The 16,756-nt window shown below is 62.5% G+C and carries 18 protein-coding genes; 5 read left to right on the top strand and 13 right to left on the bottom strand.

Annotated elements, in window-relative coordinates; all coding sequences use genetic code 11:
- The first annotated feature begins 2 nt into the window (after positions 1-2).
- Positions 3-599, top strand: coding sequence for a GNAT family N-acetyltransferase (locus ABMA32_RS07110; protein ID WP_349013002.1), 597 nt, complete (start codon positions 3-5; stop codon positions 597-599).
- 59 nt (positions 600-658) lie between these two features.
- A complete protein-coding gene (locus ABMA32_RS07105) occupies positions 659-3,490 on the top strand; it encodes an EAL domain-containing protein (RefSeq protein ID WP_349013355.1) in 2,832 nt (943 codons plus the stop codon).
- A gap of 33 nt (positions 3,491-3,523) precedes the next feature.
- Here the strand turns inward: ABMA32_RS07105 and ABMA32_RS07100 are convergent, their stop codons facing one another.
- Positions 3,524-4,129 (bottom strand): YqgE/AlgH family protein, encoded by a 606-nt coding sequence (locus tag ABMA32_RS07100; protein WP_349013001.1) that lies wholly within the window; start codon positions 4,127-4,129, stop codon positions 3,524-3,526.
- Positions 4,130-4,267: 138 nt separating this feature from the next.
- Between ABMA32_RS07100 and ABMA32_RS07095 the strand changes: the two genes are divergently transcribed.
- Together ABMA32_RS07095 and ABMA32_RS07090 are read left to right on the top strand one after the other, a co-directional pair.
- A complete protein-coding gene (locus ABMA32_RS07095; protein WP_349013000.1) occupies positions 4,268-5,071 on the top strand; it encodes a protein-disulfide reductase DsbD domain-containing protein in 804 nt (267 codons plus the stop codon).
- Positions 5,072-5,162: 91 nt separating this feature from the next.
- The gene (locus tag ABMA32_RS07090; protein ID WP_349012999.1) at positions 5,163-5,645 is read left to right on the top strand and encodes a peroxiredoxin; all 483 of its coding nucleotides are present in this window, start codon (positions 5,163-5,165) and stop codon (positions 5,643-5,645) included.
- A 9-nt stretch (positions 5,646-5,654) separates the two neighbouring features.
- Here the strand turns inward: ABMA32_RS07090 and rnhA are convergent, their stop codons facing one another.
- From rnhA to coxB, 11 genes are all read right to left on the bottom strand, one after another.
- Positions 5,655-6,245, bottom strand: a complete 591-nt coding sequence (gene rnhA / locus ABMA32_RS07085) for a ribonuclease HI (RefSeq protein ID WP_349013354.1) — start codon at positions 6,243-6,245, stop codon at positions 5,655-5,657.
- Position 6,246: 1 nt separating this feature from the next.
- Positions 6,247-7,209, bottom strand: coding sequence for a homoserine kinase (locus tag ABMA32_RS07080; protein ID WP_349012998.1), 963 nt, complete (start codon positions 7,207-7,209; stop codon positions 6,247-6,249).
- Between the two features lie 14 nt (positions 7,210-7,223).
- Positions 7,224-8,228, bottom strand: a complete 1,005-nt coding sequence (gene ispH, locus ABMA32_RS07075) for a 4-hydroxy-3-methylbut-2-enyl diphosphate reductase (protein WP_349012997.1) — start codon at positions 8,226-8,228, stop codon at positions 7,224-7,226.
- 246 nt (positions 8,229-8,474) lie between these two features.
- A complete protein-coding gene (locus tag ABMA32_RS07070) occupies positions 8,475-9,239 on the bottom strand; it encodes an SURF1 family protein (RefSeq protein ID WP_349012996.1) in 765 nt (254 codons plus the stop codon).
- Positions 9,236-9,625, bottom strand: coding sequence for a DUF983 domain-containing protein (locus ABMA32_RS07065; protein WP_349012995.1), 390 nt, complete (start codon positions 9,623-9,625; stop codon positions 9,236-9,238). The genes ABMA32_RS07070 and ABMA32_RS07065 overlap by 4 nt, the downstream gene beginning before the upstream one ends.
- A gap of 154 nt (positions 9,626-9,779) precedes the next feature.
- Complete coding sequence (locus ABMA32_RS07060; protein WP_349012994.1) at positions 9,780-10,667, bottom strand: cytochrome c oxidase subunit 3; 888 nt, start codon at positions 10,665-10,667, stop codon at positions 9,780-9,782.
- A gap of 1 nt (position 10,668) precedes the next feature.
- The gene (locus ABMA32_RS07055; protein ID WP_349012993.1) at positions 10,669-11,295 is read right to left on the bottom strand and encodes a cytochrome c oxidase assembly protein; all 627 of its coding nucleotides are present in this window, start codon (positions 11,293-11,295) and stop codon (positions 10,669-10,671) included.
- Positions 11,296-11,306: 11 nt separating this feature from the next.
- Positions 11,307-11,471: a hypothetical protein gene (locus tag ABMA32_RS07050; RefSeq protein WP_349013373.1), complete on the bottom strand. Its 165-nt coding sequence runs from the start codon at positions 11,469-11,471 to the stop codon at positions 11,307-11,309.
- Positions 11,468-12,409 (bottom strand): heme o synthase, encoded by a 942-nt coding sequence (locus tag ABMA32_RS07045; RefSeq protein WP_349012992.1) that lies wholly within the window; start codon positions 12,407-12,409, stop codon positions 11,468-11,470. The genes ABMA32_RS07050 and ABMA32_RS07045 overlap by 4 nt, the downstream gene beginning before the upstream one ends.
- A 139-nt stretch (positions 12,410-12,548) precedes the next feature.
- Positions 12,549-14,210, bottom strand: coding sequence for a cytochrome c oxidase subunit I (gene ctaD / locus ABMA32_RS07040; RefSeq protein ID WP_349012991.1), 1,662 nt, complete (start codon positions 14,208-14,210; stop codon positions 12,549-12,551).
- A 32-nt stretch (positions 14,211-14,242) separates the two neighbouring features.
- The gene (gene coxB, locus ABMA32_RS07035; RefSeq protein WP_349012990.1) at positions 14,243-15,106 is read right to left on the bottom strand and encodes a cytochrome c oxidase subunit II; all 864 of its coding nucleotides are present in this window, start codon (positions 15,104-15,106) and stop codon (positions 14,243-14,245) included.
- 358 nt (positions 15,107-15,464) lie between these two features.
- Between coxB and ABMA32_RS07030 the strand changes: the two genes are divergently transcribed.
- Positions 15,465-15,980 carry an invasion associated locus B family protein gene (locus tag ABMA32_RS07030; RefSeq protein ID WP_349012989.1) on the top strand — a complete coding sequence of 172 codons (516 nt, stop codon included), beginning with the start codon at positions 15,465-15,467 and terminating at the stop codon, positions 15,978-15,980.
- A 64-nt stretch (positions 15,981-16,044) separates the two neighbouring features.
- On the opposite strand, the gene ABMA32_RS07025 is transcribed toward ABMA32_RS07030, so the two are convergent.
- Entirely contained in the window at positions 16,045-16,707 is a 663-nt protein-coding gene (locus tag ABMA32_RS07025) for a TetR/AcrR family transcriptional regulator (protein ID WP_349012988.1), read from the bottom strand.
- Between the last annotated feature and the right edge of the window lie 49 nt (positions 16,708-16,756).

Below are 16,756 nucleotides of genomic sequence, written 5' to 3'. Positions count from 1 at the left end.
CTGTGTTCGCCTTTCCCTTCCTCCGCCGCGATATTCCGGCTCTGGGGGGCGACAGGGTGGTATTGCGGTTGCCCGTTTCTCAGGACTTCAAGGAGTGGGCGCGGCTGCGTGGCGAGAGCCGTTCCTTCCTGGAACCCTGGGAGCCAAGCTGGGCATCCGATGAACTGGACAAATCCGCCTGGCGATATCGGCTCAGGCGCTACCGAGAGGATTATGCACGCGGCCTGGCAATTCCGTTCTTCATTTTCGAAAAAGCTTCAGGCCAGTTGCTGGGCGGCGTAACGCTGGGGAACATCCGCCACGGCGTCGCCCGTTCCGGCCACATCGGTTACTGGATCGGAGAGAAATACGCCGGCCAGGGCTACATGCTGGAGGCACTCGAACTCCTTGCCAGACATGCATTCGATACGATGCGGTTGCACCGGATCGAGGCTGCCTGTATTCCCGGAAACAGAAGGTCCGTTCGTGTGCTTGAAAAAGCCGGATTCACGCGCGAAGGGCTGCTCAGATCCTACCTGAAGATCAACGGCACTTGGCAGGATCACTATCTCTACGCGCTGATCGCCGACGATCCGCGCTCCGGAAGGGCAAGGGACTGATTTTGGCGATTGATATCCTCAAAGCCCGGCTCGCTGCGTTCGCCCTTTCGGCAGTGGCCATGCTTTGCGCGGTAACCGGCGCCTTTGCCATCGAGCCCATCAAGATTTCGCGCGACAACGTCGCGCTGGACCTCTCGCGCGCTGTGCAGATCTACCAGAACCAGGGCGAGAACTTTCAGGTGTCGACTGCTCCCGGCCCCGATGGCATCGTGCGCCGCATCGAGGTGGAGGCCAATGACGAGCGGTCGAGCGGGGACTGGGCCGTGTTCGCACTCGCCAACACGACCGACGAGCAGATCGACCGTCTGATCGTGGCTCCCCATTTCCGTCTGGTGAACTCCGGCCTCTTCTGGCCGGACCTCGGCTCGAGCCGCATTGCCGCCATCACGCCGAGCGAGGGGTTTGCCCTGGACAGGCAGGCAAGCCCGGATGCCGACGTCTTCCTTGTGACGATGAATCCGGGATCGGTCGTCACGTTCATCGGCGAACTTGCATCGCCCAATCTGCCGCAGGTCTATCTGTGGGACCCGGAAGCTTACAAGGATTCCGTCAATTCCTACACGCTCTACCGCGGCATCGTCATCGGCATCGCTGGACTGCTGGCGCTGTTCCTGACCATCCTCTTCGTGGTCAAGGGAACGTCGATGTTCCCGGCGACGGCCGCACTGTCATGGGCGGTTCTGGCCTATATCAGCGTGGACTTCGGATTCCTCAACAAGATCATAGAAATCTCGCCAGGAAACGAGCAGATGTGGCGCGCCGGTACGGAGGTGGGGCTTGCCGCGACCTTCGTTGTCTTCCTCTTCGCCTATCTCAACCTCAATCGATGGCACGGGCACTTCAGCTACGGCGCCTTCGTCTGGATTTGCGGCCTCGTCCTGATTGCGGGCGTGGCGATCATCGATCCGGCCGTTGCCGCGGGCATAGCGCGCATCTCTTTTGCAGCGACCGCCATCACCGGCATCGGCCTCATCATCTTCCTCGGCATACGGGGCTATGATCGCGCCATCATGCTCATCCCCAGTTGGGTCATGGTTCTGATCTGGCTGACCGGCTCGTGGATGGCCATCACCGGCATGATCGACAATGACGTGGTTCAGCCTGCTCTCGGCGGCGGACTGATCCTCATCATCCTGTTGATCGGCTTCACGGTGATGCAGCACGCCTTTGCCGGCGGGGCGCTGCACCAGGGATTGTTCAGCGACATGGAGCGGCAGGCGCTGGCGGTGGTCGGCTCCGGCGACATCGTCTTCGATTGGGACGTCTTGCGCGACCGCGTCGTGACGAAGCCGGACATCAGCCTGCAACTCGGGCTCCCGCCCAACAGCCTGGGCGGACCGGCACGTACCTGGCTCCCGGCGCTGCATTCGGACGATCGCGACACGTTCCGCACCACGCTCGACGTCGTGCTGGAACACCGGCGCGGCAAGGTCGCGCAAAGCTTCCGCCTACGCGGCGCTGACGGTCACTACCACTGGTTCTCGCTGCGCGCCCGCCCGGTCGTCGGATCCGACGGCGAGGTCATCCGTTGCGTCGGGACGATGGTCGAGGTCACCGAGCAGAAAAAGGCCGAAGAGCGTCTGCTTCACGACGCCGTGCACGACAATCTGACCGGCCTGCCGAACCGCGAACTGTTCATGAACCGGCTGGAGGCAATCATTTCCGTCGCGCGGTCGGAAGACAAGATTCAGCCGACGGTCTTCGTCATCGACATCGACCGGTTCAAGCAGGTCAATGATGGTCTCGGCATTTCGGCCGGCGACACCATTCTCCTCACCATCGCGCGCCGCCTGCACAGGTTGCTGAAGCCCAAGGACTCCCTGTCGCGCTTCGCCGGCGACCAGTTCGCCCTTATGCTGCTTTCCGAGCAGGACCCGGTTCGCATCGCGGCGGTTGCCGACGCTATCAAGCAGGCAATACGTTCGCCCATCAACTTCGCCAAGCGCGAGATCGTTCTGACTGCTTCGATCGGCCTGATCACCTGGACGAATTCGCAGAACACCGCCGAAGACATGGTCAAGGATGCCGAGCTGGCCATGCATCAGGCGAAGCGTTTCGGTGGCGATCGCATCGAGCCTTTCCGGCCTGCATTCCGCTCTGTCGGTACGGACCGGCTGCAGCTCGAGTCCGACCTCAGGCGCGCAGCCGAACGGCAGGAATTCACGCTTGCTTATCAGCCAATCGTAAGGCTGGAGGATGGCAGCGTCGCTGGCTTCGAAGCCCTGCTGCGCTGGGATCATCCGCGGCGCGGCGCCATTCCGCCTTCGGATTTCATACCGGTCGCCGAGAATTGCGGCCTGATCGTCCAGCTTGGCCTCTTTGCGATGCAAAGGGCGGCTGAGGACCTCGCCTACTGGCAGAAGCAGATCGGTGATACGCCGCTGTCCGTGTCGGTAAACCTGTCGAGCAGACAGCTTATCCGGCGCGACCTTGTGAGCGACGTTCGTTCGGTGATCGCACGCGCCAACCTGAAGCCGCGTTGCTTCCGGCTGGAACTGACCGAGTCGCTGGTCATGGACAATCCGGAACAGACCAACCACGTGCTGAGCAAGCTCAAGCAGCTTGGGATCGGCCTGTCGCTTGACGACTTCGGAACCGGTTATTCATCCCTCGCCTATCTGACGCGCTTCCCTTTCGACACGATCAAGATCGACAAGAGCTTCGTCGACGACGCCACGCCGAAACGTACGGTGCTGCTCAAGTCCATGGTCAACATGGCGCATGAACTCGGCCTGTCCGTCGTGGCGGAAGGGGTTGCCGACGAGAACGATGCTCTGGAGCTCAGGCAGATGGGCTGCGAATATGTGCAGAGCTACATGTTCGGAGCGCCGATTTCGGGGGATCAGGTGCTGCGGATGCTGAAGGAGCAGTACCCGGTTACCCAGGCCTGAAGTCGGCCTTTCAGAGCAATCCTCTTATCGAAGTCAGGCGTGGCCGGCGGTCATGCTGAGGTGGGCTGGGTCGATGCCGATGGACGCAAGGATGCGGTCGTATTTGCGATCGATGTCGCCGTCGAACAGCAGGTCGGGCGTCGCCGGGCAGGTCAGCCAGCCGTTTTCCGCGATCTCCGTTTCAAGCTGCCCTGCGCCCCAGCCTGAGTAGCCAAGCGCCATCAGCGCGCGTTGCGGGCCCCGCCCTGCCGAGATGGCGCGCAGGATATCGACGGTCGCCGTCAGGCAGATATCGTCCGAGACGGGAAGCGAGGACTCGACCGTATAGTCGCCCGAGTGCAGGACGAAACCGCGGCTGCGATCCACCGGGCCGCCATTGCGCACGACAAAGTCGCGCGCCTTGCGCGGCAGGCGGATCACCTCCTGCTCGTCCATGATGCCGAGTTGGACGAGAAGGTCGGGAAACTGCATCTGCTGGGCCTGATTGATAATCAGGCCCATCGCGCCTTCGTCGCTGTGGGCGCAGATATAGATGACGGAGCGAGCGAACCGGTCGTCCTTCATGCCAGGCATGGCGATGAGGAATTGATCGTCCAGGAACCCCCGGACAGCGTGCTTCTTGTGCCGTATAAGGTCCATGCGGCGAAGGTAACCCGTTTTTCCCTCGCTTGAAAGACGGCGGTTGGCGTAAAACCTCTCCAAACTCACGCAATTATGATGCCCATGCCGGACCGAACGTCGTTGCAGGGGCCACTTTTCAGGTTCAAATCTCGCGCTATGAAACTGCTCCTCCTCCCGGTAACGCTGGCGTTCGTATTCCCGACCGTCAGCGTGGTGCTTGCCTCGTCCAGCGAATGGTTCGAGATGGAAGGCGCGCGCATCAGGCTTGTCACGGCCGGAGCGCCCGATGCGGAAGGGCTATTGAGGGGTGTCCTCGATATCGAGCTGAAGCCGGGCTGGAAAACGTATTGGCGCGACCCCGGCGATGCCGGCGTGCCGCCCACGATCGACGTCTCCGCCGATCCCGGCTTTGCGAGCGCCAAGTTCGAGTTCCCTGCCCCGCAACGGCATGACGAGGGTGACTTTCAGTGGGCCGGTTACGACTATCCGGTACGCCTGCCGGTGACGTTCACGCTGCGTGATCCCGCAACACCTTCGACGATCGATGCCAACGTCTTCCTCGGCGTTTGCGAGACCATCTGCGTGCCCGTCCAGACGACGTTCAAGATCGATCCGGCCAGCGATCCGGACAAGCCGGGCGACGCTCTGGCGGTGGCTCGGGCTTTCGCAAAAATACCGCCGCCCGCAAACCAGGAATTCGGGGTCGAGGTCATCAGTGAGGCCGGGTCGAAGACTGTGCTTCTGGAAGCACGCTTTCCGGGCAGTCCCCAGAGCGCAGAACTCTTCATCGCCGCTGACGAGGGGTACTCCTTGTCCACCCCAGAACGCGTTGAGAAGGACGGCAAGACGTTCTTTTCCGTCGATGTCACCGCTCCGGCCCACAAGGCCACGGGTGCGGGACTTCACTACACGCTGGTGACCGACGAAGGCGCCGTGGACGGCCTGCTGCCCTATTTCTGAGTTGGTCCAGTCGGAGGCGACCGGTGCCGGTTGCCGACCGCGCGACAAGCGGCTAACTGTCTGGCGACCTGAACATCCGGAGTACATTTTGATGACCATCGCCGTTGGTGAGAAACTGCCCGACGCCAAGTTCAAGACGCTGACAGAGGACGGGCCGAAGGAACTGACCACCGCCGACGTCTTCGCCGGCAAGAAAGTCGTCCTGTTCGGCGTACCGGGCGCCTTTACGCCGACCTGCAGCAACAACCACCTTCCGGGCTACCTCGAAAACCATGATGCCATAAAGGCGCGCGGCGTGGATACAATTGCGGTCATTTCCACCAACGACGCCTTTGTGATGGGCGCTTGGGCGCGGTTCAGCGGCGGCGAAGGCAAGATCCTTTTCCTCGCAGACGGCAGCGGCGATTTTGCCAAGGCAACTGGACTCGGCCTCGATCTGTCCGCCAACGGCATGGGCCTGCGCAACAAGCGCTTTTCGATGATCGCGGAGGACGGCGTGGTCAAGTCGATCAACGTCGAGACACAGCCGGGCGTCAGTGAATCCGGCGCGGCGAAAATTCTCGAGTTGCTCTGAGAATAAGCTCTAATAGCTTTGCGTGGACCGGCGGGGCCTCGGCTTCGCTGGTTTTGCGTTTGAGGTGGCCTTCGGCGAGGCCGCCGGCGCACGATGCGCCCGCCCCCCCTCTGTCGGCTTCGCCGACATCTCCCCCGCTGACGGGGTGGTGAATGGGCGCTGCTTGGTCTTGAATGGCGCCATGCCTTCGCGCGCGAGTTCGTCGGCGCGCTCGTTCTCGGCGTGGCCGGCGTGGCCCTTCACCCAGTGCCATTTGACCTTGTGGCGGCGGTTTGCCTCGTCGAGAGCCTGCCAGAGCTCGCCGTTCTTCACCGGCTTCTTGTCAGCCGTTTTCCAGCCGTTGCGCTTCCAGCCGTGAATCCAGCTGGAAATGCCGTCCATCACATATTTGCTGTCAGTGTGAAGCAGCACCTCGCACGGTTCTTTCAGTGCGTTCAGCGCCGAGATGGCGGCCATGAGTTCCATGCGGTTGTTGGTGGTGACCGCCTCGCCTCCGGACAGTTCCTTGGTGGTGCCGTTGAAGCGAAGGATGGCGCCCCAGCCGCCGGGACCGGGATTGCCCGAGCACGCGCCGTCGGTGAAAATCTCTACGGTCTTCATGTCAGCCAAGTCCGTACTCCGGTGGCGACCGGACCGCGCGGTGGAAGCGCAGGCGGCGGATATATTCGAGCGGGTCGCGCTTCTGGACGAGCGCGCCGTCGGGAATGGTCAGCCAGTCGTAAAGGCGCGTCAGCATGAAGCGTAGCGCGGAACCGCGCGCCAGGAGCGGCATCGCCGCCTTCTCCGCCTCCGAGAGCGGACGGACGCTCTGATAGCCGGAAAGCAGTGCCCTGCTCTTGGTCAGGTTGAAGGAAAAATCCTTCTCGAAGCACCAGGCGTTCAGGCAGGTGGCGACGTCGTAGGCATAAAAATCGTTGCAGGCGAAATAGAAATCGATCAGCCCCGAAAGCCTCTCGCCGAGGAAAAAAACGTTGTCCGGGAACAGGTCGGCGTGGATGACGCCGGACGGCAGGTCTTTCGGCCATTCCCGGTCGAACAGCGCGAAATCGGCATCCACCTCGGCTGCAAGACCCTTCTCGACCTCGTCGGCACGATCGCGCGACGCAGCCCAGAGCTGCCGCCAGCCATCGATGGCGAGCGCGTTCGACCGGCGGAGTTCAAAGTCCATGCCGGCGACATGAAGCCCGGCAAGCGCGGCGCCGACCTCGCGGCATTGCCCGACGGTCGGACGACGCATCCACATGCCTTCGAGGAAGGTGATGATGGCGGCCGGGCGGCCGGCCAAGGTGCCGCACAACTGACCGTCGTGGCGCTCGACCGGCAACGGGCACGAGATGCCCTTGCCCGCCAGATGGTGCATCAGGCCGAGGAAAAACGGCAAGTCGGCCGCGTCGACCCGCTTTTCGTAGAGGGTCAGGATAAACGACCCCTCCGACGTGTGCAGAAGGAAGTTCGAGTTCTCGGAGCCCTCGGCGATGCCCTTGTAGGACAGCAGCCTGCCAACCGGATATTCCAACAGGAAGGCTTCCAGTTCGCTTTCGGAAACGTCGGTGTAGACTGCCATGGGATGTGGACCGGTCAGCCGTTGACGAAGGCCATGTCGGCCCGGGTGAGTTCGACGTCGCGCAGCGCGCGCATGACCGGGAAGTTCTCGGTCTCGGTGGCGGTGATGGCGAGATCGACGGTGACGTCGAAGCGCTCGCGGAAGGAATTTATGATCTCATCGACGATGATCTCGGGTGCGGACGCGCCGGCCGACAGGCCGAGCGTGCCGATCTCGCCGATCTTCTCCCACGGAATGTCCGAGGCGCGCTGGACCAGCAGCGACATCCGGGCTCCCGCACGTTCGGCCACCTCGACCAGTCGCATGGAATTGGACGAGTTGGGCGCGCCGACGACGAGGAAAAGATCAGCCCCGGAAGCGGTTTCCTTGACCGCCTCCTGTCGGTTGGTGGTTGCGTAGCAGATCGACTCGGCTGCGGACGCCTGGATCAGCGGGAATTTTTCCTCGAGCGCCCTGATCACGCCGGCAGTGTCCTCGACCGAGAGCGTGGTCTGGGTGACGAAGCCGAGGGCTGACGGGTCGGCAGGTGTGAGGCGGCGCACATCCTCCTCGCTTTCGACCAGCGTCACGGCTCCATCGGGCAGTTGCCCCATCGTGCCGATGACTTCGGGGTGGCCGGCATGGCCGATCAACACCACGTGGCGGCCAAGACGCTGGTGGCGCATCGCCTGCTTGTGGACTTTCGACACCAGCGGACAGGTCGCGTCGAGATAGAAGAGATTGCGCGCCTGGGCATCTGCCGGCACGGATTTCGGCACGCCGTGCGCGGAAAAGACGACCGGGCTCTGATGGTGCTCGGGCGGGATTTCCGACAGTTCCTCTATGAAGACCGCGCCGAGGTTCTGCAGGCCCTCGACCACGTAGCGGTTGTGCACGATTTCGTGGCGGACATAGACCGGCGCGCCGTATTTCTTCAGCGCCAGAACGACGATCTGGATAGCGCGGTCGACACCTGCGCAAAACCCGCGCGGCTGGCAGAGCCGGATGGTCAGCGGCGGTTTTGTCGGGCGATCGAGCATGCTGCCGACATGGCGTCGGGGGGTATGGCCTGTCAAGGGGAAGGGTGGTTTTTCAAATTTTCACTCACGGGGATGGTCGCTTTCGCTTGCGGGCCGTTTCGCCGCCTGCCGGCGGATGGCCCTCCGCAAGGGCGCTAACCCCCTCCCTTCTCCCTGAAGGGGAGAAGGGAGGGTGCCGGTTCTGCACCACTCAGGCGTACTGCGCAGAGGTCATGGTCTGAATCCTAGGGTCGCGCTGCGCTTGCCCTAGGATGACGAAGCAGAGGGTGCCTGCGAATGCCGCTTCCAGAACCAGACGCCCATCACGCCGATGAGCGCCAGCGCAAGGCCGTACCATGTGACGGCGTATTGCAAGTGGTTGTTGGGCATGTCGATCAACGTGACGCCGCCGGCCGGCAGGCCGCCGGGATTGGGGGTGGCGTCGGCGTCGATGAAGAAAGGAACGATCCTTTCGGCCGAACGCAGGCCGGCGCTGCGCGCCATGCCGTCGCGATCCTTCCAGTAGAAGACATTCTTGTCCGGATCGTTGTTGGGCAGGATCCAGGACGGCTTCCCCTCCAGCGGGTTGCGAGCGAGGCCGGATATGGTGACCTCGCCTTCGACCTGACCCTCCGGGCGGGTGGCAGCGCTCTTCCGGTCGTAGGGGACGAAACCCCTGTTGATGAAGATCAGACCACCGCCGGCCACCTCGAAAGGCGTATAGACGTAGAAGCCGGACTGCCCCTGCCAGGTGGCGAGGAAATGGCGTTCGCCGGCATGATGGAACACGCCTGTCGCAGTGACGGGAATGTAGTCCACGTCGCCCGAAGTCCTGTAGAGCGTCTCGACCTCGGCAAGCGGGAGAGGTGCGGAATGCGTCCGCTGTTCGATGGAGGCGAGCAGCCCTTCCTTCCAGTGCAGGCGCTGGACCTGCCAGGTTCCGAGCGCAATCAGCGCGCCGATGGCCAGAAGCCCGAGTATCGCCGCAAACCAAGGGAAGCGCACAGGTGAAGGCGACAGGTCGGCCGTCATCGGTCGAGCCTGCCCTCGGCCGCCTTGTTGGCGTATTGCAAGGTGACGAGCACGCCCTTGACCAGCCGCAACGCGCTAAGGCTGAGGCCCACCGTCAGCGGAATCCAAAGAAGAAAATGCAGCCAGAGCGGCGGATTGAACGACACCTCTGCCCACAGCGCGAGGCCGACGACAACGAAACCGACGACGAGGATGACGAACACGGCCGGGCCATCGCCCGCATCGGCGAAGGAATAGTCGAGGCCGCAATTGTCGCAGCTTGGCGCGAGCTTGAGCAGCCCCGAGAAAAGCCTGCCCCTACCGCAGCGCGGGCAGCAGCCTTTCAGGCCCGCTGCGATCGGTTCGACCGGCGGAAACCTGCCTTCATTGTCGTTCGTTGCGATCACCGCGAAACGATGCCCCTGCCCCAAAGCCGTGACGCCATCTTGCAGGACGATCCGGACATAAAAAAGTCGACCGCGTTGCCGCGGCCGACTGGGTTTCAGTTCGATGGTCCGGTTCGAAAGTCTGTCGACTTCCGGCCGCGCCGGACCACAGCCATCAGTGATGTACAGCGATCGTCGCGCCAGCCGAACCCCAGACGTAGATGGAGGCAAAGAGGAACAGCCAGACCACGTCGACGAAGTGCCAGTACCAGGCGGCCGCCTCGAAGCCGAAGTGACGCTGCGGCGTGAAGTCACCGCCCATGGCGCGCAGCAGGCAGACGATCAGGAAGATCGTGCCGATCAGCACGTGGAAGCCATGGAAGCCGGTCGCCATGAAGAATGTCGCGCCGTAGATCGAGTCGTGGAAGTTGAACGGCGCGTGGATGTATTCGTAGGCCTGCACGAAGGAGAACAGAACGCCGAGACCGATGGTGAGCGCCAGACCGTAGACCAGGCCCTTGCGGTCGTTGTGCAGGAGCGCGTGGTGCGCCCAGGTGACCGTGGTGCCCGACAGCAGCAGGATGATCGTGTTGTAGAGCGGCAGGTGGAAGGGATCGATGACCTCGATGCCCTTCGGAGGCCAGACACCGCCGGTGAACTCGGCGCGCATGACCTGCGCCGCCTCGCCCGGGAACAGGCTGGCGTCGAAGAAAGCCCAGAACCACGCGACGAAGAACATCACCTCGGAGGCGATGAACATGATCATGCCGTAGCGCATGTGCAGCGACACGACGCGGGTATGATGCCCCTCATGGCCCTCGCGGATGGTGTCCGACCACCAGCCGAACATCACGTAGAGGATGATGGCCAGACCGATGAAGAAGACCCACGGCGTGGCGAGGTTCAGGCCGAGGAAGTGGAACTCGTTGCCCTTGAGATCCTGCATCCAGCCGATGCCGCCAATGGCCATGACAAGCGCGCCGATGCCGGCGATGAACGGCCACGGGCTCGGATCGATGATATGGTAGTCGTGATTTTTTGCGTGAGCGTGAGCGTCCGCCATGTCATCCCCCGAGATTGTCGTCCGTGGTGGTTTCGATTACGCCCTCGCCTGCCTGTGGCGCCGCGGCCACCGGCTTTTCCGCCTCGATCGGGAAGAAGGTGTAGGAGAGCGTGATTGTGGTCAGGTTCTTCAGTTCGGGCACGTCCACGATATCCGGATCGACAAAGAAGACGACAGGCATATCGATCGTTTCGCCCGGCTTCAAGGTCGTGTCGGTGAAGCAGAAGCACTCGACCTTGTTGAAGTAGGCACCGGCCATTTCTGGTGTGACGTTGAAGGTGGCGCGACCAGCGGTCGGCACCGAAAACATGTTGGTGGACGTGTAATGGGCCTGTGCCGTCTCGCCGATCTTCATGGTCATTGAGCGTTCGGTGGGCTTGAATTCCCACGGCAGGCCGCCGGCGACATTGGCGTCAAAGCGAACGGTGATCTCGCGATCGAGCACGCGGTCGGAATACTGCTCGACGCGCTGCGTGGTGCCGCCGTAGCCGGTGATCTGGCAGAACATCGCGTAGAGCGGGACCGCTGCGTAGGCCATGCCGACCATGCCGCCGAAGAATGCAAGGCAGATCGCCGCGATGAGGCGGTTTGACCTCTGCTTTCCGGGATCGATGGTGTTCTGCGCCATGCCAGCCATCCTCACATCGGCCGAATGAACAAGGCGGAGCCGAGCTTGACCAGGGAGGTGACGTAGACGAGCACGACAAAGGCGCCGAGAGCCAGCGCGATCGCCACGTTGCGGCTGCGGCGCGCCTTCTGCTGGGCCTCGGTGGGCTTTACGGTCTCGATGTCCATGACGCTCAAGCCATCGCCCCCAAAAGGAATGCGCGCTCGACGACTGCGTCGACCAGGTAGACGGCGAAGATCGCGAACAGATAAAGAAGCGAGTAGCCGAACAGTGCCTTGGCCGGGCGCATCACCCGGTCATCGGCCGGCATGCGCAGGACCTGCCATGCATACCAGATGAAGCCAAGGCCGAGCGCGGCTGCCGCGACGCCATAGACCGCGCTTGCATAGCCGAGCGCCCAGGGAAGCACGCCGACGGCGGCAAGGGCCAGCGAATAGCCGAAGATCTGGCGGCGGGTGGAGGCCTCGCCGGCGACGTTCGGCATCATGGGAATGCCGGCGCGGGCGTAGTCGCCCGTCTTGAACAGCGCCAGCGCCCAGAAGTGCGGCGGCGTCCACAGGAAGATGATGAGGAAGAGGATGACGCTTTCGAGGCTGATCGAACCGGTAGCCGCAGCCCAGCCGATCATGGGCGGGAAAGAGCCTGCAGCACCGCCGATGACGATGTTCTGCGGCGTCCAGCGCTTGAGCCACATCGTGTAGATGACGGCGTAGAAAAAGATGGTGAAGGCGAGAAGCCCGCCTGCCAGCCAGTTGACGAAGACGCCGAGCGTCATCACCGACAGCACCGACAGCACGAGACCGAATGCGAGTGCCTGGTCGGGCAGGATTCGGCCACTCGGCACCGGGCGCGTGGCAGTCCGGCTCATGACTGCGTCGACGTCGGCGTCGTACCACATGTTGAGCGCGCCGGACGCGCCGGCGCCGATGGCGATCGAGATGATGGAAATGAGCGCAATCATGGGATTGAGCGCGACCGGTGCTGCGACCATGCCGACGAAAGCCGTGAAGATGACGAGCGACATCACCCGGGGCTTCAGGAGCTCCATATAGTCGCCGGCGGTCGCCTCGGAGAGGCGGGCGTCGTCGATCGCGGTCTTGTCCAACAGGGTCATTCGGTCTTGCGTCTTCGTTCCTGTCCGGCACCCACCTCAGTTCACGCCGGATTCACGGGTAGGATGCGGCCATGCGTAGTCTGTTTCCGTCTGGCCAGATGCCGCCGGCAGGACCGGCGGCATCGATCTCGATTTCAGCCTACTTGATCTTCGGCAGTTGTTCCCACTGGTGATAGGGCGGCGGCGAAGAAAGCTGCCACTCCAGCGTCGTCGCGCCTTCGCCCCACGGATTGTTGCCGGCAACGCGCTTCTTCTGGAACGCCTCGAAGACGCCCCAGAGGAAGATCAACACGCCGATAGCCGACAAATAGGAGCCGTAGGACGACACCATGTTCCAGCCGGCATAGGCATCCGGATAGTCGATGTAACGACGCGGCATGCCTGCCAGGCCGAGGAAGTGCTGCGGGAAGAAGACAAGGTTGACGCCGATGAAGGTCACCCAGAAATGGGTGCGGGCGATGAACGGCGAGTACATGTAGCCGAACATCTTCGGGAACCAGTAGTACCAGCCCGCAAAGATGGCGAACACCGCGCCAAGCGATAGCACGTAGTGGAAGTGCGCTACGACGTAATAGGTGTCGTGCAGCGAGCGGTCGAGACCGGCATTTGCGAGCTGCACGCCGGTAACGCCGCCGACGGTGAACAGGAAGATGAAGCCGATCGCCCACAACATTGGCGTACGCATCGAGATGGAACCGCCCCACATGGTGGCGATCCACGAGAAGATCTTCACGCCCGTCGGCACCGCGATGACCATCGTGGCGAAGACGAAGTAGCGCTGCGTATCGAGCGACAGGCCGGTCGTGTACATGTGGTGCGCCCACACGATGAAGCCGACCGCGCCGATGGCGACCATGGCATAGGCCATGCCGAGATAGCCAAACACCGGCTTCCTGGAGAAGGTTGCAACGATGTGGCTGATGATGCCGAAGCCCGGCAGGATCAGGATGTACACCTCGGGGTGGCCGAAGAACCAGAACAGGTGCTGGAACAGGATCGGGTCGCCGCCGCCGTCCGGCGTGAAGAAGGTGGTGCCGAAGTTGCGGTCGGTGAGCAGCATGGTGATGCCGCCAGCCAGAACCGGCAGTGACAGCAGCAGCAGGAAGGCAGTGATCAGCACCGACCAGGCGAAAAGCGGCATCTTGTGCAGCGTCATGCCCGGAGCGCGCATGTTGAAGATGGTGGTGATGAAGTTGATCGCGCCGAGAATTGACGACGCACCGGCGATGTGGAGCGACAGGATCGCGAAATCCACGGACGGACCTGGCGTGCCCGAGGTCGAAAGCGGCGGATAGAGCGTCCAACCGCCGCCAACACCGTAGCCACCCGCCGGACCGGGCATGAAGATCGATACCAGCAGCAGAAGGAAAGCAGGGGGCAGAAGCCAGAACGAAACGTTGTTCATGCGCGGGAACGCCATGTCCGGGGCGCCGATCATGATCGGCACCATCCAGTTGGCGAAGCCGCCGATCAGCGCCGGCATGACCATGAAGAAGATCATGATCAGCGCGTGGCCGGTGGTGAAGACGTTGTACAATTGCTTGCCGCCATCGAGCGATGCATCGCCCTCGAAGCCGTAGACCATCTGGGCCAGGCCGTGGAATATCTGGATGCCGGGCTCCTGAAGCTCCATGCGCATGACCACAGACATCGCACCGCCAATGATGCCCGCGATGATCGCGAAGATCAGGTAAAGGGTACCGATGTCCTTGTGGTTGGTCGAATAGACCCAGCGGACCCAGCCCGTGGGCTTGTGGTCGTCGTGGTGATCTTCAGAATGGTGGGTTGTCGCGCCTGCCATGGTCCCGTTCCCTGATTTTCGTACGCCGGCTGTCAGTTTCCGGCGACTGTGACCGTCTTGGCCGCCTCGATCTCGGCAACGAGCGCCTTGTTGGCGCCGTCGAGATCGTTGCGGGCCGCAGCCAGCCATGTCGTGTATTGCGCGTCGTTCACCACGCGAATGGCGATCGGCATGTAGGCGTGATCCTTACCGCAAAGCTCGGAGCACTGACCATAGTAGAGGCCTTCCTTGTTGGCCTTGAACCAGGTCTCGTTGATGCGGCCCGGCACGGCGTCGACCTTGATGCCGAATGCCGGCATCGCAAAGGCGTGCAGGACATCGGCGGCGGTCACAAGAACACGAACCATCGTATTGACCGGCACGACGACCTCGTTGTCGACGGCGAGCAGACGCGGATAGACAGCCCTGTCCTCCTTGCCGGCGGCGGCGCGCTGATCGTCCTGCAACAAAGCCGCATTGAAAGTCAGCGGCTCCTCGATCTGGTATTCATAATCCCAGTTCCACTGGTTGCCTGTCGCCTTGATGGTGAGCTGGGCTTCCTCCTGCGGCGTATACTGCGCCGTCAGGAGCTGGAACGACGGCACGGCGATCGCCAGCAGGACGACGACCGGACCGACCGTCCAGATGACCTCGATCGCAGTGTTGTGGCTGGTGCGCGACGGCGTCGGATTGACGCTGGCGCGGTATTTCACGATGCACCAGGCCAGCAGGAAAAGAACCAGCAGCGTGATCGGCACGATGAACCAGAGCGTGTAGACCTCGAACCACTCGATCTGCGACATGATGTCGGTGGCCGGCGCCTGAAAACGCGTCTGCCATGGCGTCGGCTGGTCAGCATAGGCTGCGCCCGCCGCGAGAACGGCTCCGATACCAGCCAAAACAGGAAGTCTTCTCATGGAATCTCTCGTCTCCCACCTGACATGCCGGCAAATCCCGCACCAGAACGCATCTGGGCCCTCGCGGGAATCCTGTTGGATGCCTTCGTCGGTTCAAACCATACTCTCATTCCTATCGCAAGAAAGGAGCGGAGCAAACCGTGCGGCATTTTTGCGCGATGCGGGTCTTGCCGATACCAGAGGAAATCGCGCGAGTGCATGCGACATACCGAAGAAAGAGGAGGCGTGCGGTCGCATTTCGGACGAATTTCCACCGGAAAAGGCCGCCTTGAGCCACATGCTGGCGCGCATGCGGGCATCATCCTACTCATCGCAGGCATCCCGGCATATCATGCCCGTGATTCGCAATGGAGCCGTCATGATCTCGAGCTTTGGCAGGACCTTCGCGCAGGCCGTCTGCCTCGCCGTTCTGGCGGCGCTGCCGCTGCAGGCATATGCCCAGCAGAATGGCACCGTGCGCGCCACGCATGGCTCGTGGTCCATCATCTGCGACACGCCCGCTGGGGCGAGTTCCGAACAGTGCATCATGATGCAGAACGTGGTGGCCGAAGACCGCGCCGACCTCGGTCTTTCCGTCGTCATCCTCAAGACCGCCGACCGCAAGGCGGAGATCATGCGCGTGCTGGCGCCGCTCGGCGTGCTGCTGCCGACCGGCCTCGGCCTCTACATCGACAAGAAGGACAATGGCCGCGCCTACTTCAAGCAGTGCTTCAGCGATGGCTGCTATGCCGAGGTCATCCTCGAACAGCAACTGATCGACACGCTGCGGGGCGGCAAGGAAGCGACCTTCATCGTTTTCGCGACGCCCGAGGAAGGCATCGGCATTCCGGTCGATCTCGCGGGCTTCGGCGAGGCGTTCGACGCGCTGCCCTAGCGCCAGGCCATCCCGTTTCGTTAGGAGCCGGCGCAGCGCGCGACGCCGGGGCCTCAGCCCTAAATCATGCGGCAAGGCTCGGACGGACAGCGATCGTATCCTGCTGTGCGCGGGGCTTCGGGGCCGGAAAGGCGATGCGGAGCTGTGCACGATACGCCAATATCTGGCGCTCGATACATGTGTGATCCTGCCTGACTCGAGCCATGATGATGGCGCCGTCGATCACGCAGGCGAGCATGTCGGAAAGGTCGCGAAGATCCACGCCCGGAGCAAGGACATAGCGTTGCTCGATCCCGGCAAGATAGCGATCGAACCTCTGACTCCATGACGAGGAGAAATCCCGGATCGACGTCATGACCTCGCGGTCGAAGAGCCGTTCCTGGTAGCAAATGCTCGCGATGATGCATCCCGACCCGTCGCGGTGATCCTCGGCGACCAGTTCCGCGAAAAGCTTGAGGCCGACAAGAAAACTCTGCAACGGATCGTCCGTCAGTTCCGCCGCGCGTCCGAACGTGTCGTCCAGGGCCGTCTCGACCTGTTCGCGGAAGCGGCGCACCAGCGCGCGCGCAAGCTCGTTCTTGTCGCGGAAGTGGTAGAAGAAGCCACTCTTGGTGATCCCGGCTTCGGCAATGATCTCGTCGATCGACGTCGCGCTGAAACCCTTCGCCAGAACGGCCGCCCTGGCGATCTCAAGGATCCTCTCACGCGTTTCCGCACCTCGCTTCATATCGTGCTCCTGCGTCGTGAATTCCGCACGTCAGGTACAGTTTCACCGT

It is taken from the genome of Mesorhizobium quangtriensis, from assembly GCF_040081925.1.
GTDB classification, from domain to species: domain Bacteria; phylum Pseudomonadota; class Alphaproteobacteria; order Rhizobiales; family Rhizobiaceae; genus Mesorhizobium_K; species Mesorhizobium_K quangtriensis.
This window is presented reverse-complemented; position numbering and strand designations above follow the sequence as displayed.